Source organism: Deinococcus sp., from assembly GCF_025362455.1.
Lineage (GTDB): Bacteria > Deinococcota > Deinococci > Deinococcales > Deinococcaceae > Deinococcus.
In genome coordinates this window covers 13,133-36,669 of the sequence record NZ_JANYGJ010000133.1, presented here as the reverse complement: position 1 = coordinate 36,669, position 23,537 = coordinate 13,133, and the positions used below count along the sequence as shown (strand labels likewise).

Annotated in this window: 26 protein-coding genes and 1 tRNA gene; 14 read left to right on the top strand and 13 right to left on the bottom strand. The window is 64.2% G+C overall.

Features of this window, described 5'->3' with window-relative positions:
• The first annotated feature begins 68 nt into the window (after positions 1-68).
• The 3 genes from rsmG (at position 69) to Q0R23_RS10315 (ending at position 2,493) form a co-directional block, all read left to right on the top strand.
• Positions 69-791 carry a 16S rRNA (guanine(527)-N(7))-methyltransferase RsmG gene (rsmG, locus tag Q0R23_RS10325; RefSeq protein WP_293912743.1) on the top strand — a complete coding sequence of 241 codons (723 nt, stop codon included), beginning with the start codon at positions 69-71 and terminating at the stop codon, positions 789-791.
• 120 nt (positions 792-911) lie between these two features.
• On the top strand, positions 912-1,670 hold the full coding sequence (locus Q0R23_RS10320) for a ParA family protein (protein ID WP_293912791.1): 759 nt from the start codon (positions 912-914) through the stop codon (positions 1,668-1,670).
• Positions 1,654-2,493 carry a ParB/RepB/Spo0J family partition protein gene (locus Q0R23_RS10315; RefSeq protein WP_293912741.1) on the top strand — a complete coding sequence of 280 codons (840 nt, stop codon included), beginning with the start codon at positions 1,654-1,656 and terminating at the stop codon, positions 2,491-2,493. Before Q0R23_RS10320 ends, Q0R23_RS10315 begins: the two co-directional genes overlap by 17 nt.
• Positions 2,494-2,565: 72 nt before the next feature.
• On the opposite strand, the gene Q0R23_RS10310 is transcribed toward Q0R23_RS10315, so the two are convergent.
• Positions 2,566-3,945, bottom strand: a complete 1,380-nt coding sequence (locus tag Q0R23_RS10310) for a VanW family protein (protein WP_293912739.1) — start codon at positions 3,943-3,945, stop codon at positions 2,566-2,568.
• A gap of 96 nt (positions 3,946-4,041) precedes the next feature.
• Positions 4,042-4,680: an SGNH/GDSL hydrolase family protein gene (locus Q0R23_RS10305; protein ID WP_293912737.1), complete on the bottom strand. Its 639-nt coding sequence runs from the start codon at positions 4,678-4,680 to the stop codon at positions 4,042-4,044.
• Positions 4,681-4,845: 165 nt separating this feature from the next.
• On the opposite strand from Q0R23_RS10305, the gene Q0R23_RS10300 reads away from it, so the two are divergent.
• Positions 4,846-5,667: a hypothetical protein gene (locus Q0R23_RS10300; protein ID WP_293912733.1), complete on the top strand. Its 822-nt coding sequence runs from the start codon at positions 4,846-4,848 to the stop codon at positions 5,665-5,667.
• Positions 5,668-5,864: 197 nt separating this feature from the next.
• On the opposite strand, the gene Q0R23_RS10295 is transcribed toward Q0R23_RS10300, so the two are convergent.
• The gene (locus Q0R23_RS10295; protein ID WP_293912731.1) at positions 5,865-7,520 is read right to left on the bottom strand and encodes a ribonuclease J; all 1,656 of its coding nucleotides are present in this window, start codon (positions 7,518-7,520) and stop codon (positions 5,865-5,867) included.
• On the bottom strand, positions 7,517-7,657 hold the full coding sequence (locus Q0R23_RS10290; RefSeq protein ID WP_293912729.1) for a hypothetical protein: 141 nt from the start codon (positions 7,655-7,657) through the stop codon (positions 7,517-7,519). Before Q0R23_RS10290 ends, Q0R23_RS10295 begins: the two co-directional genes overlap by 4 nt.
• Positions 7,658-7,884: 227 nt before the next feature.
• Here Q0R23_RS10290 and Q0R23_RS10285 point away from each other — a divergent pair, with 227 nt between their 5' ends.
• The 5 genes from Q0R23_RS10285 (at position 7,885) to Q0R23_RS10265 (ending at position 10,983) form a co-directional block, all read left to right on the top strand.
• Positions 7,885-8,550, top strand: a complete 666-nt coding sequence (locus Q0R23_RS10285) for a response regulator transcription factor (protein WP_293912726.1) — start codon at positions 7,885-7,887, stop codon at positions 8,548-8,550.
• Positions 8,551-8,700: 150 nt separating this feature from the next.
• Entirely contained in the window at positions 8,701-9,147 is a 447-nt protein-coding gene (locus Q0R23_RS10280) for a hypothetical protein (RefSeq protein WP_293912723.1), read from the top strand.
• A gap of 95 nt (positions 9,148-9,242) precedes the next feature.
• Positions 9,243-9,584, top strand: a complete 342-nt coding sequence (locus Q0R23_RS10275; protein ID WP_366520418.1) for a hypothetical protein — start codon at positions 9,243-9,245, stop codon at positions 9,582-9,584.
• Positions 9,585-9,737: 153 nt separating this feature from the next.
• Positions 9,738-10,118 carry a cation:proton antiporter gene (locus tag Q0R23_RS10270; RefSeq protein WP_293912721.1) on the top strand — a complete coding sequence of 127 codons (381 nt, stop codon included), beginning with the start codon at positions 9,738-9,740 and terminating at the stop codon, positions 10,116-10,118.
• Positions 10,119-10,314: 196 nt separating this feature from the next.
• A complete protein-coding gene (locus tag Q0R23_RS10265) occupies positions 10,315-10,983 on the top strand; it encodes a response regulator transcription factor (protein ID WP_293912718.1) in 669 nt (222 codons plus the stop codon).
• 69 nt (positions 10,984-11,052) lie between these two features.
• Here the strand turns inward: Q0R23_RS10265 and Q0R23_RS10260 are convergent, their stop codons facing one another.
• Positions 11,053-11,430 (bottom strand): transcriptional repressor, encoded by a 378-nt coding sequence (locus Q0R23_RS10260; RefSeq protein ID WP_293912716.1) that lies wholly within the window; start codon positions 11,428-11,430, stop codon positions 11,053-11,055.
• A 115-nt stretch (positions 11,431-11,545) separates the two neighbouring features.
• Here Q0R23_RS10260 and Q0R23_RS10255 point away from each other — a divergent pair, with 115 nt between their 5' ends.
• The gene (locus Q0R23_RS10255) at positions 11,546-12,010 is read left to right on the top strand and encodes a hypothetical protein (protein ID WP_293912714.1); all 465 of its coding nucleotides are present in this window, start codon (positions 11,546-11,548) and stop codon (positions 12,008-12,010) included.
• Positions 12,011-12,014: 4 nt separating this feature from the next.
• On the opposite strand, the gene Q0R23_RS10250 is transcribed toward Q0R23_RS10255, so the two are convergent.
• Both Q0R23_RS10250 and Q0R23_RS10245 read right to left on the bottom strand, forming a co-directional pair.
• Positions 12,015-13,559 (bottom strand): hypothetical protein, encoded by a 1,545-nt coding sequence (locus tag Q0R23_RS10250; protein WP_293912711.1) that lies wholly within the window; start codon positions 13,557-13,559, stop codon positions 12,015-12,017.
• Positions 13,560-13,827: 268 nt separating this feature from the next.
• Complete coding sequence (locus tag Q0R23_RS10245; protein WP_293912708.1) at positions 13,828-14,862, bottom strand: response regulator; 1,035 nt, start codon at positions 14,860-14,862, stop codon at positions 13,828-13,830.
• 221 nt (positions 14,863-15,083) lie between these two features.
• Here Q0R23_RS10245 and rpsF point away from each other — a divergent pair, with 221 nt between their 5' ends.
• The 4 genes from rpsF (at position 15,084) to rplI (ending at position 17,201) form a co-directional block, all read left to right on the top strand.
• Entirely contained in the window at positions 15,084-15,395 is a 312-nt protein-coding gene (gene rpsF, locus Q0R23_RS10240) for a 30S ribosomal protein S6 (protein ID WP_293912706.1), read from the top strand.
• Positions 15,396-15,548: 153 nt separating this feature from the next.
• Positions 15,549-16,433, top strand: coding sequence for a single-stranded DNA-binding protein (gene ssb / locus Q0R23_RS10235; RefSeq protein WP_293912704.1), 885 nt, complete (start codon positions 15,549-15,551; stop codon positions 16,431-16,433).
• Positions 16,434-16,473: 40 nt separating this feature from the next.
• Positions 16,474-16,746, top strand: a complete 273-nt coding sequence (rpsR, locus tag Q0R23_RS10230; RefSeq protein WP_293912702.1) for a 30S ribosomal protein S18 — start codon at positions 16,474-16,476, stop codon at positions 16,744-16,746.
• Between the two features lie 14 nt (positions 16,747-16,760).
• A complete protein-coding gene (rplI, locus tag Q0R23_RS10225; protein WP_293912789.1) occupies positions 16,761-17,201 on the top strand; it encodes a 50S ribosomal protein L9 in 441 nt (146 codons plus the stop codon).
• A gap of 241 nt (positions 17,202-17,442) precedes the next feature.
• Here the strand turns inward: rplI and Q0R23_RS10220 are convergent, their stop codons facing one another.
• From Q0R23_RS10220 to Q0R23_RS10195, 6 genes are all read right to left on the bottom strand, one after another.
• Positions 17,443-18,210 carry a DUF3800 domain-containing protein gene (locus tag Q0R23_RS10220; protein WP_293912787.1) on the bottom strand — a complete coding sequence of 256 codons (768 nt, stop codon included), beginning with the start codon at positions 18,208-18,210 and terminating at the stop codon, positions 17,443-17,445.
• Between the two features lie 84 nt (positions 18,211-18,294).
• A complete protein-coding gene (locus tag Q0R23_RS10215) occupies positions 18,295-18,771 on the bottom strand; it encodes a hypothetical protein (RefSeq protein WP_293912699.1) in 477 nt (158 codons plus the stop codon).
• 98 nt (positions 18,772-18,869) lie between these two features.
• Positions 18,870-20,312 (bottom strand): D-alanyl-D-alanine carboxypeptidase, encoded by a 1,443-nt coding sequence (locus tag Q0R23_RS10210; protein WP_293912697.1) that lies wholly within the window; start codon positions 20,310-20,312, stop codon positions 18,870-18,872.
• A gap of 164 nt (positions 20,313-20,476) precedes the next feature.
• Positions 20,477-20,561, bottom strand: a tRNA-Leu gene (locus Q0R23_RS10205).
• A gap of 40 nt (positions 20,562-20,601) precedes the next feature.
• A complete protein-coding gene (locus Q0R23_RS10200; RefSeq protein ID WP_293912696.1) occupies positions 20,602-21,957 on the bottom strand; it encodes a polysaccharide deacetylase family protein in 1,356 nt (451 codons plus the stop codon).
• A 109-nt stretch (positions 21,958-22,066) separates the two neighbouring features.
• Positions 22,067-23,122 (bottom strand): hypothetical protein, encoded by a 1,056-nt coding sequence (locus tag Q0R23_RS10195; protein WP_293912695.1) that lies wholly within the window; start codon positions 23,120-23,122, stop codon positions 22,067-22,069.
• Between the last annotated feature and the right edge of the window lie 415 nt (positions 23,123-23,537).

The window sequence follows — 23,537 nt, the reverse complement described above, 5'->3', positions numbered from 1 at the left end:
AACTGTGGTCAATGCGGGAACTGTGGTCAATGCAGGAACTGAGGTCAATGTGAAGACGGGAACTCAAGATGACGCCTGAAGGCGAGGCGCTGCTGCTGGCGGGCGGTCGGGCGCTGCAACTGGACCTGACGCCGCACCTGCGGACCTTCGCTCAGCTCCAGGCCGCGCTGCTGGCAGGTAACGCCGGGATGAACCTCACCTCGCTGACAGGTGAGCGCGACATCATCCTCAAGCATTTTATCGATTCGCTGAGCTGTAACCGGGGCGGCTGGCTGCAAGGCGGGATGCGGGTGGTGGACCTGGGCACTGGCGCGGGGTTTCCCACCTTCCCACTGGCCATCACTCTGCCGGACCTTCAGTTTCTGGCGGTGGACGCCACCCGCAAAAAGACCGATTTCGTGACCCGGACCGCAGCGGCGCTGAAGCTGGGCAACGTGACCGCGCTCGCCAGCCGGGCTGAGATGCTGGGGCAGCAGCCGCAGCACCGCGAGCGCTACGAACGGGTGGTGCTCAGGGCCGTGGCCGCCCTGCCGGTGCTGGCCGAGTTGGGTTTGCCGCTGCTGGAGATCGGTGGGCTGCTGATCGCCCAGAAAGGCCAGCTCGGCGAGGAGGAACTGGCGTCAGGCACGCGCGCCGCCGCGCTGCTGGGCGCCGAGTTGTTTCACGTGGAACACTTCGAATTACCGCTGCTGGGTGCCCCACGCAGCCTGGTGCTGATGCGCAAGGTCGGCCCCACGCCTGCCCAGTATCCCCGGCGTGCGGGTGTACCGGGCCGCCAACCGTTATGCTGAGGGCTACTCGGCAGCTCGAACACAAGGATACCAGCATGCAGACGCGACACGAGCAGCAACCATGAAGCAGGTACCATGCAAATTGACGGCGTGCAAGTTGACGGCGTGCAAGCAGACCGCATGAAGACGCTGGGCATCGTCAACCAGAAAGGCGGCGTGGGAAAGACCACCACCGCCATCAACCTGGCCGCCTACCTGGCCGCAGGCGGGCGGCGGGTGCTCCTGATCGACATGGACCCCCAGGGCAACGCCACCAGCGGCCTGGGCCTGCGCGGTGTGGAAACCGGGCTGTACCAGGCGCTCAGCGATCCGGCCAGCGCCCCGGCGCAGATCGTGCAGAGCAGCCAGGAGCGGCTGAGTGTGCTGCCCGCCACGCCGGACCTGGCCGGGGCCGGGGTCGAACTCAGCGAGGAGCCCTACGCCCTGCGCGAGCTGCTGGAGGTCATCGCCGCGTCCGGGCAGTTCGAGCTGGTCATCGTCGACGCGCCGCCGAGCCTGGGGCCGCTGACCATCAACGTGCTGGCCGCCGTCAACGCCCTGCTGATTCCCTTGCAGGCCGAATACTACGCGCTGGAGGGCCTGGCGGGCCTGACCGAAACCGTCGAGCGGGTCCGGCTGGCACTCAATCCGGGGCTGAGCGTGCTGGGCGTGGCGATCACCATGTTCGACGGGCGCACCAATCTGGCCCAGGAAGTCGAACAGAGCGTGCGCCAGCATTTCGGAGAACTGGTGTTCTGGAGCGTGATTCCGCGCAATGTCCGGCTCTCGGAAGCGCCCAGTTTCGCCGTACCGATCAGCCAGTTCGCGCCGCTGTCCAGCGGGGCCGCCGCCTACAAACGTCTGGCCGAGGAAGTGATGCAGCGTGTCGAAAAAATCTAGCCTGGGTCGGGGCCTGGACGCCCTGCTCAGCCGTCCCCAGACCGCCCCCGCCCTGCCCCAGAGCCTCAAGATCGAGCAGATCGTCCAGGCGACCTACCAGCCGCGCCAGGTGTTTATACCCGAAGCGCTGGCCGAGCTGGCCCAGAGCATCCGCGACAAGGGCGTGCTGCAACCGTTGCTGGTGCGCCCACGCGGCGAGCATTTCGAGATCGTGGCCGGGGAACGGCGCTGGCGGGCCGCTCAACTGGCCGGGCTGGTCGAGGTGCCGGTCATCATCCGCGACCTGGCCGACCGCGACGCGCTGGAAATCGCCATCGTCGAGAATCTCCAGCGCGAGGACCTGGGGCCGCTGGAAGAGGCGCGGGCCTACCAGACGCTGCTCGACCAGGGGCTGAACCAGGAGGGCGTGGCCAAGGCGGTGGGCAAGGGCCGCAGCACCGTCGCCAACGCCCTGCGGCTCCTGAGCCTGCCGCCCGCCGCCCTGAGCGCCCTTGAAAACAGCGAGATCAGCGCCGGACACGCCCGCGCCGTGCTGGCCCAGCCGGAGGCGGACCGGGCCTGGGCGCTCGGTGAAATTCTGAGCCGTCACCTGAACGTGCGCGGCGCCGAGGCGCTGAGGCGGGGCAGGGAAGAGGCGACCGGGGCGCCCATCAAGGTCAGCCCGGCCCGGCCCTGGCGGCAGGTCGAACTCGATCTCAGCCGCCGCACCGGCACCAAGGTCAAGATCAACGGCGCCGACAAGGGCCGCCTGGAGCTGAGCTACGGCTCCCGCGAGGAGCTGGACCGCCTGCTGGAGCTGCTGGGCTACGCCGAGAACGCCTGAAGGTACAGACCGGGGCCACGCTTCGTTCAGCGCCGGTCACCTGCCGACCAGCCGTTACCTACCGACCAGCCGTTACTTACCGACCACGAAGATGTTTGGCCAGGGCTTGTAACGGCTCCTCAGTACATCCTTTTTGAACACCTGGCCGCCACGCACGAACAGCCGCTCGACCTCGATCTGGGCACCCTGGGCGGCCCAGTCGACCTGCTTGCGCTCGCCCCGCTTGAGGGTCCGGTCTGGCAGCAGCTTGTCGGGCGGTGAGGGCGAGGTGCTGAGCACGTTCGGCTCCTTCACCTGCACTTCAAAGTCGCGGGCCTTGCCGAAGACGCGCACCACCAGCAGCTTCTCGGCGTCGTCCCAGTCGGACTGAAACCACAGGGCGCCGCCGGTATCGTTGGCGAATTTCAGGTCCTGACTCGGCTGGTAGACGGTGGCGTCCAGGCCCTGCGGGTCGTAGTAGTAGACCTGGTAGCTGTGATTGCGCCGCTCGGTGATGGTCAGCCCGGCGCCGTAGAGTGCCCGGAAGACGGTGGTGCTGACCTGGCAGATGCCGCCGCCCAGGCCCGACGCGGTGCGCTCACCCGCGATCACCAGGCCCGGCACGAAGCCCGCGCGAGCGTTGATCGGTCCCAGAACCTGGTTGAAGGAAAACGCCTTGCCCTCGAACAGCCGGTCCTGAAAGGCGCGGGTGCCGACGTGGATGTTGGTGATGCGGGCCGGGCTGGAGCCGTCGTAGCCGGTCTGCCCGGCGGCCAGGAAGGCGGTGATTCCACGTGAAACAAAGTAATCCAACGTTCGTTTTGGGGCGTAGGCGGCGGTGGGCTGGAGGGTGATGGTGCTCGTCGTCGGGTCGGCGATGACCGCCTTGAGCGCTCTGCGGGCGGCGTCCGCGTCCACGGTGAAGCCGTCGTGCTGCACCAGCGCCCACTGCCCATCCGGCTGCACCTCGAAGCGGGCGCCCTGGGCCGGGGCGCTCAGGCGGGCCAGGAAGGCTTTCAGGTCGGCGTCGAGGCTGGCGGTGATCTTGCCCTGCTGCCGGACGCTGGCCATGCGCTCGGCGGTAATCAGCAGCGTGTCGCGGTAGGCGATGGTGGTCTTTTTTCCAGCGACGACGGCGGGCAGGCGGGCCTCGAAGCTGAGGGTCAGCGGTTGAGCCGGGAGCGGTTGGGTTGGGAGCGCGGCGGGCCTGCCTGGTGCCACCGGTTTGACCGGAACGGGGGCCTCCGGTTCGCTTGGCACTGCGGGCTCACCGTTAACCGGTGGAGTGTCCAGAGGCAGCGGCGCCGGTACGGCGGGCCTCTCCGGGCTGGTAGGGGAGGGGAGAGGCGTGGCCGGAATGCCGGTCTGGGCCAGCACGTTTTGGGCCAGTACAGGCTGGGCCAGTACAGTCTGGGCCAGGGCGGGAGCCGCCAGCAGCGTCAGCGTCAGCAGCACGGTCAGGGAGCGAGACATGAGCAGAGTATTTCACGCGCTCAGGGCTGGTGACGTGACTTCGCCTTACCCAGCGGCTGTGGGGCGCCGCACACCTACTCCTACAGCCCCAGCCTCCTACAGCCCCAGCGCCCGCAGCCACTCCAGCGCGATCAGCATGTGGCCGGGGCCGGAGGGATGTACCCGGTCAGGCGACCACAGCAGCGGCTCATCGGCCTGACAGGCGGCGTCGAAGGCGGGCTGAAGCGCCACCAGCGGGGCCGAAAATTCCCGCGCCAACTCAGCCACGCTGGCGGCGCGTTCCTCGACGGCGACCCGCATCGCCTCGGCCCGGTTGGCTTCGATCAGAAAGGGCGTGACCAGCACCAGGCGGGTACCCTGGGCGGCAGCCTGACCGAGCAGGGTCCGCAGCGTCCGGGTGTACTCAGGTGGCGACACCGCGTCTCTGGACGGCCCATTAAAACTGCGCCAAACATCGTTAACCCCGATCTTGACGCTCAGCCAGTCGGGGCGCTGGTCGAGCACGTCACGTTGCCAGCGGGCGGCCAGGTGGCGCACCGTATCGCCGCCGACGCCCCGGTTGAGAATATGGAGTGGCGTCTGTGGAGCACGGGCCAGCAGCAGCTCACGCACCCGCGCCACGTAGCCGTCGCCGTAGTGTTCGCCGCCGTACTCGCCCACCCCGTCGGTGCGGCCCGCGTCGGTGATGCTGTCGCCGATGAAGATCAGTTTCTGGCCGGTGCTGAAGGGATGCATACGCGATTGTGGACCATCGGCGGCGAACAGTACGGCGCTGGGATCTGCCAGTCGGTGTCACGGTGGCACCGAGAGGCCGAACGATGTGAGCGAACGCCGCAGGCAGCTACTTCAGTTCTATCCGACGCACCGCGCCTGCTCTGTGGCCGCCATTTATACTCCGGTATGACCCTGAGCGTCCTTTCGGCGGTGCCCACGATGACCTTGCCGGTGTTTGCCCGTCTGTACGGCAGCAGTGAAGCCGATTTCGCCGGATCGGTGAATCAGCTCAGCGCTGCCTGGCAGGTGCATAACGTCGCCGGAGACATTCTGGGCGTGCTGGGGCTGCGGCCCTCGCCTGCTCACGGTGCGGAGATCCTGGGTGGGGTCTTTGCGGGCGAGCAGCGGCGGGACGCGGCCCTGGCCCTGCTGTGGGCGGCGCGGGCGGCTCAGCCTCAACTGTACGCCTACGCCGAGGCGCACCTGTTTCCGGCTGAAACGCTGGCGGCGGCGGGCCTGCACGTCATGAGCGCCTACACCCGCCTGACCGGCTCCCTGCCTACTATGTTGCCCGACGTACCAGACGGCTTCAGCATTGTGCCGCTGACCGAAGTGAGCGACCTCGCCGACCGGCGAGCGGCCCAGCAGACCTACTCCGACCTGATCGGGCACACCCACATCACGCCTGAATCGCTCCAGCCGAATGTGGGCGGCTCCGATGACCGGCTGGGACGGTTGGCTTATGACGCCGCCGGTGCGCCAGCGGGCCTGTGTCGGGCCTGGCTGAACGGGGAGACAGCCAGCCTCGGTGCCCCCGGCGTGCGGCTGGAGTTGCGCGGCTCCGGGCTCCGGCGGGCGCTGCTGCTCTCGGTATGTCAGGCGCTGGCTGAGGTGGGCGCCGAACGGATAACGCTCGACGCCTGGGGCGATACCGAGGCGCAGCGGACGGGCGACCTGGCCCTGGGCCTGGTGCTGGAGGAGTTGACGCCGATCTACGCCTCAGCCTAAGCGCAGCAAAAAACCGCCCCGTGGCACTTACGGGGCGGTTCGAGATTCACCTGTTCACACGAGATTGAAATGAGTTTAGGCCACTCGCCGTTGATCCCTCGCCCCCTGCGGGAGAGGGAGGGAGCCGCAACGCGGCGGAAGGGTGAGGGGGCGACCGTGCGGCGTTCCCGCTCCAGGCACGGCACTCGTTCCGACCTTCAGTCCACCAGCAGCGGAATCAGCACCGGGTTGCGGCCCGTGACCTTGCGCACGAAGCGGCGCACCGCGCCGTACATGTCGTCGCGAATGTCTTCCAGGCGTTTTTTCTCGCGCATACCGTTCTCGACGGCTTCGAGGGCTACCTTGCGAATCTGGTTTTCCAGCTCGCGGTTGCTGCGCACAAAGCCGCGCGAGACCAGTTCGATGTGCGGGGTCGGGTGCAGCACCGCCGTGATGATCAGCACGCCCTCCTGGCTCATACTCATGCGGTCCATGATGACGTCGTCGCTGATGTCGCCCACGCCCAGCCCATCGACATACACAGCGCCCGCCGGAACGGTGCCGACCACCTTGAAGTCGTCGGGGGTCAGCTTCACGATGTCGCCGTTCTTGGCCACCAGGGTGCGCTGCGGCGGGCGGGTGGCGGTCTGGGCCAATCGGGCGTGGTTAATCTGGTGCCGGGGCTCGCCGTGCCAGGGCAGAAAGTACTTGGGCCGGGCCAGATTCAAAATGACCAGTTGCTCCTCACGGCTGCCGTGCCCGGAGGCGTGGACCTTGTAGGTCGGCGGATACAGCACCTCCACACCGATCTCGTACAGGCGGTTGATGACGGTGTTAACCGCCTCCTCGTTGCCGGGAATCGGGCTGCTCGACAAGATCACCGTGTCGCCGCGTTTGAGGGCGATCTTGGCGTGGTTGCCGAAGGCCAGGCGGCTGAGGACGCTCATCGGCTGGCCCTGCGAACCGGTACACATGTACAGCACCTGCGAGTCTTGCAGGTCGCCGACCTCGTCGTTGGTCACCAGCGGGTCCTTGAACTCCATGTAGCCGAGTTCCTGGGCCACCTGGGCGTACTTGAGCATGCTGCGGCCTTCCATGATGACCCGCCGCCCCAGCTTCTCGGCGCTGCGGATGATGTTCTGGACCCGGTGCGTCTGCGAGGCGAAGGTGGTGATGAAGACCCGGCCCCGCGCCGCCTTGATCAGTTCTTCGAGGTTGACCGCCACCTCGGCCTCGCTGACCGACCAGCCGGGGCGCTCGGCGTTGGTGCTGTCGGAAATCAGCAGCAACACGCCGTCGTCGCCCGCCTTCTCGATGCGGTCGAGCTGGCTGAGGTTGCCGTCGGTGGGCGTCCGGTCGATCTTGAAGTCGCCGGTATGCACGACCTTGCCTACCGGGGTCGTGAGCACGTAACCCATGTTGTCGGGAATCGAGTGGGTGATCCGGAAAAAATCCACGATGAAATGCTTGCCGATGCGCACCTGGGCGTCGAGTTCGACCTCGTGCAGATCGGTGTCGCCCTCCTTGATGCCGAATTCGCTGAGCTTCTCGCGCAGCAGTCCCAGCGTCAGGCGTCCGCCGTACATCGGCACGGTGGGCAGCCTGGGCATGATGTAGGGCAGCGAGCCGATGTGGTCCTCGTGGCCGTGGGTCAGCAACCAGCCTTTGATCAGCCCGGCGTTCTCCTGAAGGTAGTCGATTTTGGGAATAATCAGGTCGATGCCGAGCTGGTGCGACTCTGGGAAGGCCAGACCGCCATCGACCAGCAGAATCTCGTCGTTGTAGCGGTAGGCGAACATGTTCTTGCCGATCTCGCCCATGCCGCCGAGCGGAATGACTTCCAGCGCGTCCTGGGAGGGGGTCTGTTTGTTCACAATGTTTCCTCGTCCATCTGGGTTTCCTTGTCCATCCGGGTTTCCTCGTCCATGTGGTGTTCCTTGTGACCGGCCCGGTGGGCAGGCTGGGGTGGGGTGCGGAATTGTCGGTGATACTTGGGGGCAATCAGGTCCAATCAATAAAAGACATCCGCAGATGCAGTGCGCTCAGCCTAACATGAATGCACGCTCCCAGCGCCGACGCTTCCCCCATTCAGGCAGGTGGCGCCGGGTGGCCCGGTGTGCGGCCATACCGGACAGTGGGTTTCATAAGACCGTGGCTCAGGGTGCCAGACGCTGCGTTGTGGCCGACCTCGCCGTGAGAACACTTAAGGATTCCGGCACCATCGTTTACAATGAGCCCATGACCCGCCAACGCATCCTTGTGATCGAAGATGATCTGGACATCGCCAACGTCCTGCGGCTTGACCTGTCTGACGCTGGCTTTGACATTGACCACGCCGATACGGCGATGACGGGGTTGATCAAGGCCCGCGAGGAACACCCCGACCTCATCTTGCTCGACCTGGGCCTGCCGGACTTCGACGGCGGCGACGTGGTGCAGCGGCTGCGCAAAAACAGCACCGTGCCGGTGATCGTGCTGACCGCCCGCGACACCATCGAGGAGCGCGTGCGGCTGCTGGGGCTGGGCGCCGACGATTACGTCATCAAGCCCTTTCACCCCGACGAGCTGCTGGCCCGTATCAAGGTGCAGCTCCGGCAGCGCGGTTCCGAGAGCCTGACCCTGGGCGACCTGGAACTCGATCCGCAAAAACGCCTGGTGCGCTACAAGAGCGAGGAGCTGCGGCTCTCGCCCAAGGAATTCGACATCCTGGCGCTGCTGATTCGCCAGCCGGGCCGGGTCTACTCGCGCCAGGAGATCGGCCAGGACATCTGGCAGGGAAGATTGCCCGACGGCAGCAACGTCGTGGACGTGCATATGGCCAACCTGCGCGCCAAGCTGCGCGACCTCGACGGCTACGGCCTGCTGCGCACCGTGCGCGGCGTCGGGTACGCCCTGCGCGGCTGAGATGCATCCATCAGGCGTGCCCGCTGGTTCCCACCTCGGCGGGTGCGCTGGGTTATGCTGAGGACGTAACTTCAGAAATCAAGGTCACTGAAGTGAAGGAACATCGGCGATGAAGACTGATTACCCCACCTCAATACCGTTCAGGCCCGTGTGAGCAGCGCGGAGCGGGGCCACCCGCCGCTGCACATTCTGCTGCTTCAGGACGACGAGGCCGACATCGAGCGGCTTGAGCACGCCTTCGCCGAGCTGCCCGGCGACGTCGAGTTGCACCTGGCCCGCACGGGCGCCGAGGCCGACGCCGCGCTGGCCCGTGACCTGCGCATCAATCTGGTGCTGCTGGCCGATAGCCTGAGCGGGCGTGCCAGCCTGCCCTGGCTGAGCAGCCTGAAAACCGGCACCGACCTGAGCCTGCGCCGTTTGCCGGTGGTGATGTTCAGCGGCGAGGGCACCGAAGCCCAGATTCGCGGCGCCTACCACGCCTACGCCAGCGCCTACCTGATTCGCCCCGGCGACCTGGCGGGCCTGAGCGCCATGGTCCGGGCGCTGGTGAAATTCTGGGGCCAGGTCGCCAGATTACCCAGCCGCATCCGGGCATGAAGATGGGTGTGAAGATAAAGTCAGGCCGCTCCCTGCAACCTGCCTTTGTGTGACCGCGCCCGGCAGACGTCAAGCTCGCCACGGGGGTGGGCGGCGTGGCCGGAGATCTGTCTATTTTTGTCGCCGGGGCGCTGCTGCTGCTGAGCATCGTGGTCAGCAAGCTGTCCGGGCGGCTGGGCGTGCCGGGGCTGCTGCTGTTTCTGGTGCTGTTTCTGGGCGTGGGGATGCTGGCGAGCAGCGACGGCCCCGGCGGCATCCAGTTCAGCAACTACGCGCTGGCCCAGTACGCGGGCACGCTGGCGCTGTGCTTCATTCTGTTCCAGGGCGGGCTGGGCACCCACTGGAGCGCGGTGCGCCCGGTGCTGCGCAGGGGCCTGTCGCTGGCGACCCTGGGCGTGCTCATCAGCAGCGGCCTGATGGGCGCCTTCGCCCACTAGAGCAGATGTCATAAAAAGACCCTTTTTATGACCGAGCGGAGCGAGTAGTTTTAACTGAGCAGGACGCAGAATGGAGGCGCGGGGAGGCTGTTTTCCCCGTGGCGTAATTCGGAGTACTGCTCTACGCGCTGAAGCTGAGCCTGGCCGCTCTCCTTGCTGATCGGCGCGATGGTCAGCAGCACCGACGCCAGCGCCGTATTCACCGTGCTCAAGGAACGGCGGCTGGGCCTGCGCGGCGAGATCACCCCGCTGCTCGAACTCGAATCCGGCGGCAACGACCCGATGGCGGTGTTTTTGACCGTCGGGCTGATCGACCTGATGTTGCACCCGCAGCAGAGCGTCTGGGCGGTGCTGCCGCTGTTCACGCAGGAGATGGTGCTGGGCGGCGTGATCGGCTACGCGCTGGGCACCGGCAGCGTGTGGATCATCAACCGGCTGAACCTGCAATTCGAGGGCCTGTATTCGGTGCTGCTGGTGCGCTCGCCCGATCTGGGCGCGGTACAGGTCAAGCTGGGTCAGGTTGTGAGCGGCTGACAGGTTGTCCACAACAAACATCTGGAAGATCCTGTGCAGTTTGCGGCGCTTTCTAAAGTTTTCCAAGGTGCTGTTAAGGGAAGGTGAACTGGCATGGGGTCAGAACTTCACCCCTGGCGAGCTGGCTTCATTAAGATGACCGGCAAGCATCCGAAGATGAGCTGCGGCACGCTCCACCACAGCGAAGTTGAATTCCATGGAACAGAGAATCCTGCTGATCGAAGACAACCCCGACATCACCCGCGTCGTCCAGTACGAATTGGAGCAGGCTGGCTACCGCGTGCTGACCGCGCCCGACGGCGTGACCGGCCTGACCAGTGCCCGCGAAAACGCCCCCGATCTGGTGATCCTCGACCTGGGGCTGCCCGACTTCGATGGCGCCGAGATCGCCCGGCGTCTGCGCAAGACCAGCGCCGTGCCGATCATTATCCTGACGGCGATGGACGCGGTGGACCGCAAGGTCAACCTGCTCGAAGCGGGCGCCGACGACTACATGACCAAGCCCTTTCACCCGGAAGAGCTGGTCGCCCGCGTCAAGGTCCAGCTTCGCCACCAGCAGCACGGCGAGGTCATCCAGATCGGCGCCCTGGAGATTCACCCGCAAAAGCGGCTGTGCCACTACAACAGCCACGAGGTCCGCTTATCGCCCAAGGAATTCGATCTGCTGACCTTCCTGGCCCGCCAGCCGGGCCGGGTCTACTCGCGCCAGGAGATCGAGCGCGAGGTCTGGAACGGTGAGCTGCCCAGCAACAGCAACGTGGTGGACGTGCATATGGCCAACATGCGGGCCAAGCTGCGGGATCTGGACGGCTACGGCATCATCCGCACCGTGCGCGGCATCGGCTACGCGCTGAAAACGCCATAAGCGAGCGATCAGCTAAAGAGGGCGCCGTGATGGGCGCTCTTTTTTGGTCTGGACGTTCAAAACACCGTCTTATTTCGTTTGACAACCTTCGCAGACACCGTGAAACTCCACCCGCACGTCAGCCACCTGGAAGCCGCCCGGCAGCGCGGCCACCGGCAATCTCGGCACCTCGATGTCGAAGATGGCGCCGCAGCTCTGGCAGACCGCGTGGTGGTGGTGCTCGCCGTGTTTGAAGTCGTAGCGGGTGGCCTGCCCGGCCCGCTCGATGGTCAGGGCCACGCCGCCCTGCACCAGCGCCTCCAGGGTGCGGTAGACCGTGCCCAGGCTGATGCTGGGCAGCTCGCGGCGGACCTCGGTGTGAATCCAGGCGGCGTCAGGGTGCGTGCGGGTAGTCCGCAGCGCCTGGAGGACCGCCTGCTTCTGCCGGGTATTGCGCACGACTGTCATGGAGTTAGTTTAGCAAAAAAGGGAGGGGCGGCTTGGCGATCTAATTCCCGAAGCGACCGAAATCCATGAGTGGTCATCTCCACATATTCAGGCCGCCAGGGGTTACATTAAGGGTATGACCAAGGTATGGCTGTCGCTGCTGCTTTCAGGCGCTATGCTCCTCAGCGGCTGTTCAAACTGCGCTGACTCCGGGCTTTATTGTCGGCTTCCCACTGAAGGCGGCCCGGTCCCGGTTGGTGATCCTGTAGATGCAGAGGTGGCACGCGGCCAGAGTTTGGAAGTCTCTATCCGGTTGAGTCTAGGCGAAGTACCGGCTTCGGCCACGCTCGAATTTGTTCCTGGGCCTCGCGGAGAAGTACTGCAAAACGACCCGACCTTACTTGCTAGCCTTGACGGGGGTCGCGTGACGGTGAAGCGGCTTACGTCTTCCTTCACAGGCACGCTTAGCCGCGTGGTGGTGAGCGCCGCCCCTAATGCCACTCCCACCACCGACTTACGTCTCAATGCCTCCTTCGCAGTGCGCGTTCAAGGCAGCAGCGGTACGCCTGGAGGCGTACCGCTGCTCGTCAAGGTCCGTTGAGAGATCAGTAAGCTGGGCTTTGCAGCGAGCAACGCATCAAGCGGTGGTCTGTTCCGTCGAAGGCGGGCGAGACGGCACAGCTCCCAGTGAAAGTGTTGCTCAGCACATGGTCGAGCGCGACATTACCGTAAAAGTACCCGGCACTGGCGAGGTTACCAGGATCAATCATCGTGGCGACTGGTGAGACTGCTCCGCCTGAAGCAGTGACGAAATTGGTGCGAAAACTGATGGCTCCCGATGTGCCGTCATTGTATGGCTCGGTGTTGAAGTCCCCGGCGAATAGCACACGGGGATAGTTGAGGTTACGCAGGTCTGTCGCCAGAGTTCTGATCTGCTCGGCGCGGCAGGCCGGGTTATCTGCGCCAGTCAGGTGGGTGTTGGCGAGGATAAGTGGAACATTGCTAGCGACACTGGCGACCCGCACGACCTGAAACCCGGTGTCTGCGCTGCATGGCGTGTGGTAACCACTCGGAGCACCGAGGTAAGTGTCGTTGATAAAGTAAAACAGCGCTGAATTGATGGCTACGCACTCGAAGCCGTTGGTCAACCCGCCAGCGTAGTTGGTACTCGTGCAGCGCACTGCGTAGCGGTTGCCGAGAATACGAATCCACGACGGTGTGCCCCGTGTGGGATTGTCGCACAGTTGAGGATTCCAGAAATACCAAGTCGTGCTCAATCCCGCGCCGTTGCAATCGCCATGCCACTGCTCTTGTAAAAAGAGGACACCAGGTTTGCCGTATGTTTGCTCGAAGCTCAGAATCTGATCGCTGATGCGCCGCTCGGTGCCCTGGTAACAAACCTTGAATTTGTACGAGGAGCAGGTGCCTGCGACGTTCCCGATGTTCCACGTCCAAGCGTTCATAGACAGCGATTGCGTGTTGAGCTTGGCAGGCAAGACCTTGTTGCGAAACGAGCAATAGCCGAGCAATGTGTCGCCGCCCTGCTCCGTGCAAGTTCTCTCGTAAGCCGTCTTGGTAGCAGTGTAGGCGACGTAGGTCAACCTGCGGTCACTCTTTTCCAGGTTCAGGCGCTGGGCGAAGTCGGGCAGCCCGAAGGCCTCGCCTGTAGGGAACGTGCCCACTAACGTGACGCCTCTCGGTCCCTGCACGAAGAGTTCTGTGACGCTAGGGACAGCACTGGTCGAACTGATGTTTTTTGACCTCAGGGTCAGTAGGGCGCTGGCATCCTGGCGAAAGCGTCCCCCATTCATCTCCACGCGCCAGGCGCCAGCGAAGGTCTTGCCTGGCACCAGGCCCATGATCAAGCTGCTGTTCACGCCGTTTACAGGCGGCAAAACCAACCCGGCATCGCTGTTTAAGGCTGTCAATGTCAGGGAGGCGTCGCTGTCGAGCGCTCCACTACTCAGGGTCAGGGTACTTTCACCGGGTGTGAGGACAAGCCCTCGTAGTGTCGGGGCCAGGCCGAGTTCCAGGTCACCGTATACGCTCAGGGAAGGTTCGGTTGTGGGCGTAGGTGGGCTGGCGGGGGCGCAAGCACCCAGCAACGGAATGAAAGCTAGAGCAGCCAATAAACGAGATAGTCGAAGCATAAAAGACCCCGTACCACAGTAAAGTCACAGTTCATAAAGTGGGCTATGCTTCACTTAGTATGAGAGAATCTGAGTGTAAGACCAATCCCTTTGGTAGTGTCAATCAAGGCTGCGATCATGTTGAATGTGGTTTGCGCCACTATCGGGCCTCTCGTGAGCGTTAAGGTTGCAAAGACATCGGGGGTTGCGGTGTGCAGGAGGCAGCACGCGGTAGGAGACAAGAACGCACGTCCTTTGACCGCGCACTGCGTACCGCCTCCCGCTGGCTCTACTCGAAATCCACCGCCCACCAGGCTTCGCGCTGCGCGGCCAGACGGGCACGCGGGTCGCCCAGGGCGCCCAGGGCCTGCGCCAGACCGTTCCAGTCCTGCTCGCTGAGGGGGTCCAAGGTCAGCGCCCGCTGGTGAAACTGGGCGGCGTCCTTGGTGCGCCCGGCGTCGCTGGCGGCGCGGGCGGCCAGGCTCAGCACCGACAGTTGGCGCTGCTCCAGGCGGGAGCGCACGTCGTCGGACCAGGGGGAATCGACGCCCGGCAAAAACTCGCCGTACATGCTCGACAGCTCGCGCAGCTCCTCCAGGCCCAGGCTTCCGGCCTCAGCCTGCTTGGCCAGCAGCTCGAAGCGCTGCACGTCGTATTCGGGGTTGATGTCGGCGGCCAGGGTGTAGCGGCGGTTGGTGCTCATGACCGCCTCGTTGCTCAGCGAACGCCGAAGCCGGTGCAGGGTCGTGTGAAACAGGCTACTGGCCCGCGCCTCGTCTTTTTCGGGCCACAGCGCCTCGGCGGCCTGCCAGGAGGTGACTTCCTTGTGCTCCAGCAAGTAGAAAAACAGTTCCAGGGCCTTGCGCGACACCCACGAGACCGACTCGCCCTTCCAGATGACCTGGGCGGTGCCCATCGCCTTGGCCTCGGTGCCGCTGGCGCCCTGCACGGCCAGGCCAGCACGCCTTAAGCGGGCGTCGATGGCGGTCAGCAGGTCCTGGGGCGTGAACGGCTTGGGCAGATAATCGTCGGCGCCCAGGTTCATGCCGCGCCGGACATCGCTGCGCTCGGCGTGGCTGGAGAGCAGAATAAACGGTAGTGAAGCCCGTTTCTCGTGGCTGCGGACTTGTTCCAGAAATTCCAGACCGGTCATATACGGCATCACCACGTCACTGATGACCAGATCGGGCGTGAACACCTTGAGCATCTCCAGCGCCTCGACGGGATGGCTGCTGGTGCGGACTTCATGGCTCGCCCGCGAGAGGATGACGCTGATCAGCTTGAGAATAGCAGCGTCATCGTCGACAACCAGAATGCGCGACATGTGAGAATTGTATCAGGTTCCGGTCAATCTTCACGGGGTTGTGCGGCGCGGGGCCGGGGCGGCGGGTGCGCGGCTGCCTCGCCCCTTCCGTGCCCGCCCAGGCTCTGCTACAATTTTCAGTTGCGTCTGCCGGAGCCGGGTGAGGTGAGCGACATGTTCGCCACAAACGGCTAAACCGCTCCCAGCACGCACAAACTCTTCAACACGAAGCGAGGTGAATTATGCAAAGCCAATACGATCTCAACCTAATCCTCAACCCCAACCTGAGCGGCGAACAGCTCCAGTTGGAAAAGGATTACATCAGCAACGTGGTCACCAACGCGGGCGCCGAAGTAACAGCCCTCGACGACGCCGGAAACCGCCGGATGGCCTACCCGATCCAGAAGGACCGCGAGGGCTATTACCTGCTCTACACCATCAAGGCGGCGGGCGACCCTGAAAAGGCCATCGCGTCGAGCCTCAGATTGCGCGACAACGTGCGCCGGGTGCTGGTGGTCAAGGACCGTCCTGAATGGAAGACCAAGAAGCCCTGAGACTCGGTACACCCGACTGGGGGCCTGTGGCCTTACGCTCTTGACAGAAGTGACCAAGCCTTGTTAGCCTAGATGCACCTCTTCACCGAGGCCAAATCGCCCGCAACGAAACTTAAGCCCATAACGACGACGACTACGCAAGGAGACACGAACATGGCCCGTGGAATGAATCACGTTTATCTGGTAGGCAGCCTCGCCCGCGACCCCGAACTGCGCTACACCCCAACCGGTGTGCCGGTCTTCGAGGCCACCGTTGCCGGTGAAGATCATTTAGTCGGCAGAGACGGGACCGAGCGCAAACTGCCCTGGTACCACCGCATCAGCATTCTCGGCAAACCCGCCGAGTGGCAGTCTGAGCGCAACCTGAAGTCCGGCGACCCCGTAGTCGTGGAAGGCTCACTGGATTACAGCCAGTGGGAGGCCCCCGAAGGCGGCAAGCGGTCACAGGTCCGCGTCAAGGCATTGCGGATGGAGTCACTGGGCAGCGAAGCTGAACTGGTGCAGGACGCCGGAGGCGGCGTTCGCATGGCTGGCGGTTGGAACACGGTGATGCTGATCGGCAATCTGGTCCGTGACCCCGAATTGCGCTACACCCCCACGGGTGACGCGGTGCTGGGACTGGGACTGGCGGTCAACGAAGTGTGGAAAGACAAGAACGGCCAGCAACAGGAAAAAACCCACTGGATCGACATTACGCTGTGGCGCGAACTGGCCGAGAGTGCCCAGAACCTCCGCAAAGGCGACCCCGTGCTGGTGCAGGGCCGACTGATCAACGATAGCTGGCAAGACAAAGACGGCAACAAGCGCAATACCACCAAGATAGAGGCGACGAAAGTCGAAGCCTTAGCCCGAGGCGCGGGACCCGGCGCTCCCGCAGCCACCTCCGGTGCACCCCGTATGCAGGCCACGGGCAGTGCACCGACGCGCAGCGCACCACCCGCGCGGGCGGCATCAGCGCCGCAGGGGAACCGTTCGGCAGGCTTGGATATTGACCAGGGCCTCGATGATTTCCCGCCAGAAGAAGATCTGCCGTTTTGAGCCTCGTTTGAGGTCGGCGACAAGGACATAAGGAACACCCATGACCCAGACTGACCGTGACCGCAAACCGCGTGGCAAGGGACCCAAGCGGCCCCGCAAGCCCAAGGTCGATCCGTTCGCCATCGGCGAGCTGGAAATCACCGATTACAAAGACGTGAAGATGCTTCGCCGTTTCGTCTCCGACACCGGCAAGATCCTCCCCCGCCGCCGCACCGGCCTCTCGGCCAAGCACCAGCGCCGCATCGCCCAGACCATTAAACTGGCGCGTCAGCTCGCACTGCTGCCCTACACCGAGAAACTGGTCAGGAAATAACGATCATGGCCAACATGGACATTATCTTGCTCGAACCAGGCAAACTCGGCCAGGTCGGCGAAGTGATTGGCGTCAAAGCCGGTTACGCCCGCAACTTCCTGATTCCCCAGGGCCTGGCCCTGCCCGCCAACAAGGGCAACCTGAAAAGCCTGGAAGCGCGTATCAAGTCGCGTCAGAAAGTGCTGGCCCAGGAGAAGAAGGCCGCCGAGGCCCTCGGCGAGCGCATGAAGGATCTCAACGTCACCCTGACCGTCAAGGCGGGCGAGGGCAAGATCTACGGCGCGATCACCCACGCCAACGTGGCGACGGCCCTGGCCGCCCTGGGCTTCGAGGTGGACCGCCGCAAGCTCGACATGCCCAAGTCCCTCAAAGACATCGGCGAGTACGAGATCAGCTACCGCGCCCACCCCGAAGTCGGCGTGCCCCTCAAGCTGACGGTGCTGGCCCAGAAGTAGGTTTTGATGTTGTGAAAGCGCCCCGCCTGCGAAGGTTGGGGCGCCTTTTATCGTAGAGAGTTAATCAGATTCTGTTGCTGGTGAAACAAGATAGACGAGCATGTGTGGAGTGGAACCCGTCCTTCATGCGTCTAGTGGCCAAGACACATTTCTTCTGCTATACTGTGTGAAGAATCTGAAGCCCGCTCGTTCGGGTTAGTAGGATTCATCCGGAGGCCGGGGCGCGAGCCTCGGTTTCCCCTTATAGCAGAACTATGCCCCCAGATCGTGGGGACGCCACAGTGCATAAAACTGGGCTTAGTCTACTGAAATAGTTTTGGCCACCAGATTTTATCATATATTTATTGGGTTGAAGATTTTGGTACAAGAGAAATGCTGCCGTGTCGCATGCTTGTATGAAGTAAGAGCTGGCGGAGTCTTTGAAAAAGGGATCTTCGACTATGAATTTGAGCGGTAAGCTCCTGGCAGAACCGCCCATTATGCTGGGAACCATATTGTATCGCCGCATTTTTCTTAGCAAAGCCCTAAGTTTTTTGTCGTCGGTATTATCGGGTATAACCATACCACACTCATTGTCGGTCCTGAGAGACTTGTCAGGTTCTGGATGTGGGAAATTTTTGTGGTTTATAGTGTTTTCTAATCTTTGTATGAGCGTCTTCCAAGCAGTTTCGAAAACATCATAGGAACTAGTCTTTGTATTCTTGTCTACCACAATATTGATTATGCTCACACCCGGAATTTTACTAATATCGTCTGCAAAATTTCTGATGATTGATAATCTGTCGTTCCTTTTAATTCTTACTAAGTCGCCGGGTTTATTGATCAAAGCACTGGCATGAATTTCGTCTTTCATTTTTAATCCATATAATGTTTTCATACGCTGTCTAAATGCTACAAGTTGATCAAACGCATCCATCCAATAAGATTCGTGAATTACCATTCCGGTCAGAATGAAGTATCTAGTTGGCGATCCTACCAGGCCCACATCCCCGCTTTCGTCCACATACATGAGGTACACGCTGTAGTGTATCTCTAATACGTGTAGCGGGTTGACAGGTATCGAGAATGAGCACCAGCATATAGCTATTCCCTGCTACTCCAGCTTGAAGCCGCTCCAGACGCCGTAGCTCTGGGCGACTTCGCCTTCGCTCTCGCCCTGGCCGCTACGTTTGTCGTCGGCCAGCACCAGGGCACGCAGCAGGGCGCTCAGCGGATCGCGGGCGCGGGCCACCGCCACCGGCTCCACCGTCAGCACGGTCAGGGTCACCTGCGGCTCGCTGCCGGACTCGTCGACGGTGCGCTCGTAGTCCAGGCGCAGGCGGTAGGACTGCTCGGTGGCCCAGTCCATCAGGTGCATGAACAGGTCCATGCCGTTGCCTTTTTGCCACATGACCCGCACGCCGCCCGGCGCGATGGACAGGTGGACGCGGGGCTGGTGCGGTAGGCCGTAGGGGCCGAGCTGCTTGTATCCGGCAAACAGGTGCTCACCGCTGTCGTTAGCGATGCGCAGCACAGCTTTGGGCCAACTGGCCGCCCGGCGCAGGTCGCTCAGCAGAAGGTCTTCACTCATCGCCTCCATCATGTCAGAAAACGCCGGGGCGGCGAAAGGAGCGTACTGGGGGGAGATTGGGGGTGCTTTGTATGCTGAAGCACATTAAACCCGACTGTTCAGTGCCGCGCCGCCACCACCCGCACGAGCTGGTCGATGTAGTTGCGCAGCCGCACCGCGCCGCCGGGCGCCTGATCGAGCATCACCGCGAAGGCCAGGGTGTGCCCGGAGGCGCCGCGCACGTAGCCTGCCAGACACGATACGCCGGGCAGGGTGCCGGTCTTGGCCCGCACGTCCAGGCCGCTGCCGATGAAGCGCCCGGCCAGGGTGCCGCCGTTGAAGCGGGCCTCGGCGGTGGCCTGCCCGGTGCCGCCCTGCGCCAGCGCCTCGATGAACAGGTTTTTGTGGTCGGCGAATGCCTGCGCGGGTTGAATCGCTGGTCTGGCGGCCAGGTCGGCGGCGGCGAGGGTCGGCAGGTCGTACATGCGGCGCAGCAGCGCGACCAGGGCGCGGGGGCTCAGGCGGTTGTCCGGCGAGAGCCCGGAGGCGTCGTGGAGCTTGAGCGCCGCGCTGCCCACGCCCGACTCGGCGAGAAAGCGGCGCAGGCCCGCGATCATGCTGGCGTGGCTGGCCGGGCGGCGCCCACCGGCCCCCAGCCCGGCGGCCAGTTGCTCGGCCCAGACGTTATCGCTGGGCTTGAGCGTCTGGGTCAGCAGGGTGCTGATCGGCGCACTGCGCACGGTGGCGATACTGGTGTCTGGGCTAGCGTCTGGGCCAGCATTTGGGCTGGTATCTGGCAGCGCACCGGTCGGTGGCGTCTGACTGGCACCAGCGCTCTGCGACTTCGGGTTGGGAGCTGGAACACTAGTGAGCGCTGACCCGGCGGCCTGGGCACTCAGCCGCCCGAAGTGGCCCTCAGAGGCGCCGACCCGGATGCCCGCCGCCCGCAACTGGCGCCCGAACGCCTGCAATACCTGGGCCTGATAACGGACCGGGCTCAGCGACCAGCCGGGGTACTCCTGAAGCCGGACGGACACGACCGGGGTGCCCAGCGGCAGGGCAGGCCAGGTGGCGCTGTCGATGGACGCCGCAAGCCGCACCTCGGCCACCGATTTGACGCCGCGAGCCGCCAGTTGCCGGGCCAGCGCCGCCAGCGAATTCGGGCCGGTGATGCTCAGGCTGGGATCGCCGCTGCCGCGCAGGGTAATGACGCTCAGACTGGCGGCCTTGCTGCTCACCTCGCTCGCCGGGGCCGTGACCTCGGTGCTCAGCCAGCCCGCCGGACGACCCGTGCCCGCAGCGCCAGAATCACGCAGTCCCAGCCAGGCCGCCATGCTCAGCAGCTTGGTGGTCGAGGCCGGGGTAAACAGTTCGTCGGGGCGCAGGGCTTCGACCACCTGCCCGGTGCTCAGGTCGCGCACCAGCAGCCCCAGGTGTCCGCCCCTGGGCGGCTGGGCGGTGATGGCCGCCACCTCCGGGCTCAGGAGGGGACGGAGCTGCACCTGCGCACTCAGGCCGGGGGTCAGGAGGGAGAAAAGCAGAGCCGCAAGCAGGAAGCGCACCGGCTCAGGCTAACAGATCAAAGCGCGGTGCAGACGGGGCTGTGTTCAGCCCGTAAATTGCCTCCAAGCCAACGCCCACCAGGCGAGGAACCCCGGTGGGCGAACTGTTTGAACAACCGTACTCAAACAACTGTACTTGTACAGAACTGACATTGGCACTGCTCTGGTGCTGAGGATGGGACTTGAACCCACACAGGTTACCCTACACGTACCTCAAACGTGCGCGTCTACCAATTCCGCCACCCCAGCGAGGAAGCAGTACGTAGCTTAGTGGCCCCACCCAGGCTTGTCAACGCCTCGGCCTGTGGTCGCCCAGCGCAGACGGCGCGGCGGCGCGTTTGCCCGCCAGCAGATCGCTGACGGTGCCCAGCGTGACGCCGCGCCTGCGGGCGAAGTCCAGAAAATCGCCGAAGACGTTGATGGTTTCCTGGGCATTGTCGTGGAGCAAGATGATGCCGCCGGGGCGCAGGCGCCGCTCGAAGCGGGTTTCGAGCACCTCGTCGCCGGGGTTTTGAAAGTCGGCGGGGTCGTCGGTCCAGAAGACGGTGCTCAGGTCCTGGCTGCGGGCGGCGTTCAGGGTCGCCGGGGTGTAGTCGCCGCCGGGCGGGCGAAAGTAGCGCACCGGCTGCCCGGTGATGCCCTGCAACGTGGCGCTGGTCAGGCGCAGTTCGGTTTCGGCGCTGCTGATCGGCAGCGGCGGCAGCCGGACGTGGTGGTAGGTGTGGTTGCCGACCTCATGACCCTGCTGCACCATGTCGCGCACGAAGTAGGGGTAGGCGCGGGCGTTGCGTCCGATCACGAAGAAGGTGGCCTTGACCTGGCCCCGGCGCAACAAATCGAGCAGCAGCGGCTCGTACATCGGGTGCGGGGCGTCGTCGAAGGTCAAAGCGGCCACCGGTTTGCCAGGGTCGCCGCCGTAGAGCAGGCCGTTGTGGATACCGCCCCTGGCCCGGCTGGCGTTGCGGTTGCCCGCGTCCTGCACCTTCTGGGTAACATTGCCAAAAAAGTTGGTGGTCTTCTCGCGCACCTTATCGGCAATCGTCTCGCTCTGGAGACTGCTGGGCGTGGGGTTGCCGGGCATGAGGTTGCCGGGCGGTGGACTGAGCGCCGCCTCCCAGGCCCGCTCGTAGGCGCCGCCCGCCGCCCAGCGGGCCACGTCGGCCAGGCGGGAGCGCGGCACACTCAGGGTCAGGATCGGCAGTGGGCCACCGAAACCCCCGTAGCCGACTTTGTTGTAGACGCTGACATCCACTTCGCTCAGGCCGGGCCGGGCCGCCAGGGCACGCGCCGCCGCCGTGGCCGCCAGCGTGCGGGCCTGGGCCACCTCATCGCCGCGCAGCAGCAGCACCGCGCTCGCCACCTCGATATGGCCGTTGCTGAGGTACCTGACGCGCTGAACTTGAGGCATGGGCGGGCTCAGCGTAAGTTCGGGAATGGCTGCGGCGCGCCGGGTGCCGGGCGCCACCGGCTGCACCTGGCCGGGCAGCGCCAGCGTGCGGGCCGGAACTGCTGGAATCTGCGTTGCTGGAATCTGGGCTACTGGAATCTGGGCTGCTGAAATGTACGCAGTGGCCTGCGACGGGCTGAGCAGGCTCAGTGTCGTCAGCGCCGCGCTGAGGAAAGTCAGGGAAAGAATGTTCGGCATGCGACCTCATGGTAGGGCCAACCGGAGCGAAAAAGTTCCGGTAGAGGCGTGATGGACCACGGAGGATCAATGGTCACAGAGGAGCGCCGGGGCCGCCCGTGCAGCAGTCTCAGTTCGCCTGCGCCCACTTGAGTGCGTCCGCTGGTCCGGCGGGCAGGTGGCCCTGGGCCTGGTACAGCGCCGCGCCCGCCTCGATGTGCGCTTTGGCCCGCTCGGTCTGGCCTTGTTTGCGCTCCACCAGGCCCAGCACGTAGGTCGCCAGGGCGTTGCGGTCATTGTTTTGCAGGGCGCTTTGCAAAAAGCTCGCACTCTGCTTGAGGCCCGCCGCGTCGCTCTTGCCGTTGCCGGTGCCGCCCGCGCCCATGAAGCCGCCGGGAGCCCTTTCGCCCCGGTAGTAGTCGAACTGTGATTTCAGGTACGCCAGGTCCAGGGGCCGGGCCGCACTCAGCGCCACCGACGCCTGGTTGTCGGCGCGGGTAAAGGCGCTGATCCGAACGCCGCTGTAAACCGGATGCACGAAGCGGTAGGCGCCTGGTCCAGATGCGGCGCCGTCCCGAATCAGCAGGCCCTGGTGGGTCATGAACGGTTTCGGGTCGCTGGCGTCGTCGAGCAGGGCGGCCTTGCCCGACGGCAGCGTCAGCAGCGCGACCACGTGGCCCAGGTTGCTTTCCCGGCCATCCTGGTTTTGCCAGACCATCACGGCGCCCGCGCTGAGCCCGCTGCGCTGGAGCATGGCGGCGATCAGCACACTCTGAAGCAGGCACTGGCGCTGCCCGCCCTGCACGGCGGCGGCGAACTCGTAGCCGCGTTCCAGGCTGAATTTCGGCAGAATTTTTTTAATGAACGTGTGCGTCCACTGCGCCGTGTCCTGGGCGAGCGCGTCACGCTGGGCGCCGCTGGCCTGCTCCAGCGCAGCCTTGCGGGCGTCCAGACCGGCGGCTAAAGTCTTGGCGCCTTCCAGCGGGAGCCCGGCGGCGGCGTATCTGCTCTCCATCCAGGCGCCGAAATCGGGGCTGCTGAGCGCGTTGAGGTCGTATGACGTCTTCGCCAGGGCACTGAATTCGGCGCTGCCGTAGGCGTAGCGGGCGTCGGGAGCGGCAGGTGGCAGGCTGGAGGTGGTCGGCCCAGCCTGAACGCTGCCCAGCAACAGGGCGGATAGAAGCAAGGGACGGAACCGGAACGTGCGCATGGGAACCTTCTTTAGACTGGTGGGCACACTTGGAGTGAAGGTGGCAGGAACTGTGACTGTGCTGCTGTAACTGTGCTGCTGTAATTGTGCTGGAGGCCCGTTCAGCCGCCGTCTGCGTAGAGTAGGTCGGCGCGGATAGGTCGGCGCGGATAGGAAGGCTGCGCCGAGCTCGGTGGTGAGCCTGGTGGTAAACATAACGCTGAGCCATCAGCCGGGCATGAAACCCTGGTCACGTGGAGTTCGTTTCAGCACGTCCCAGCGACTGTTTGGCTACCGCTTCCACCTGCGCCCCCAGCCACCCTTGGCTTCTCCCGTTGGTCGCCCTTGACGCCGCAGTCATCACCCGCCAGCTACCTGAGTATCTCCTCGTCAAGCTTTACCGAGCGGAGCG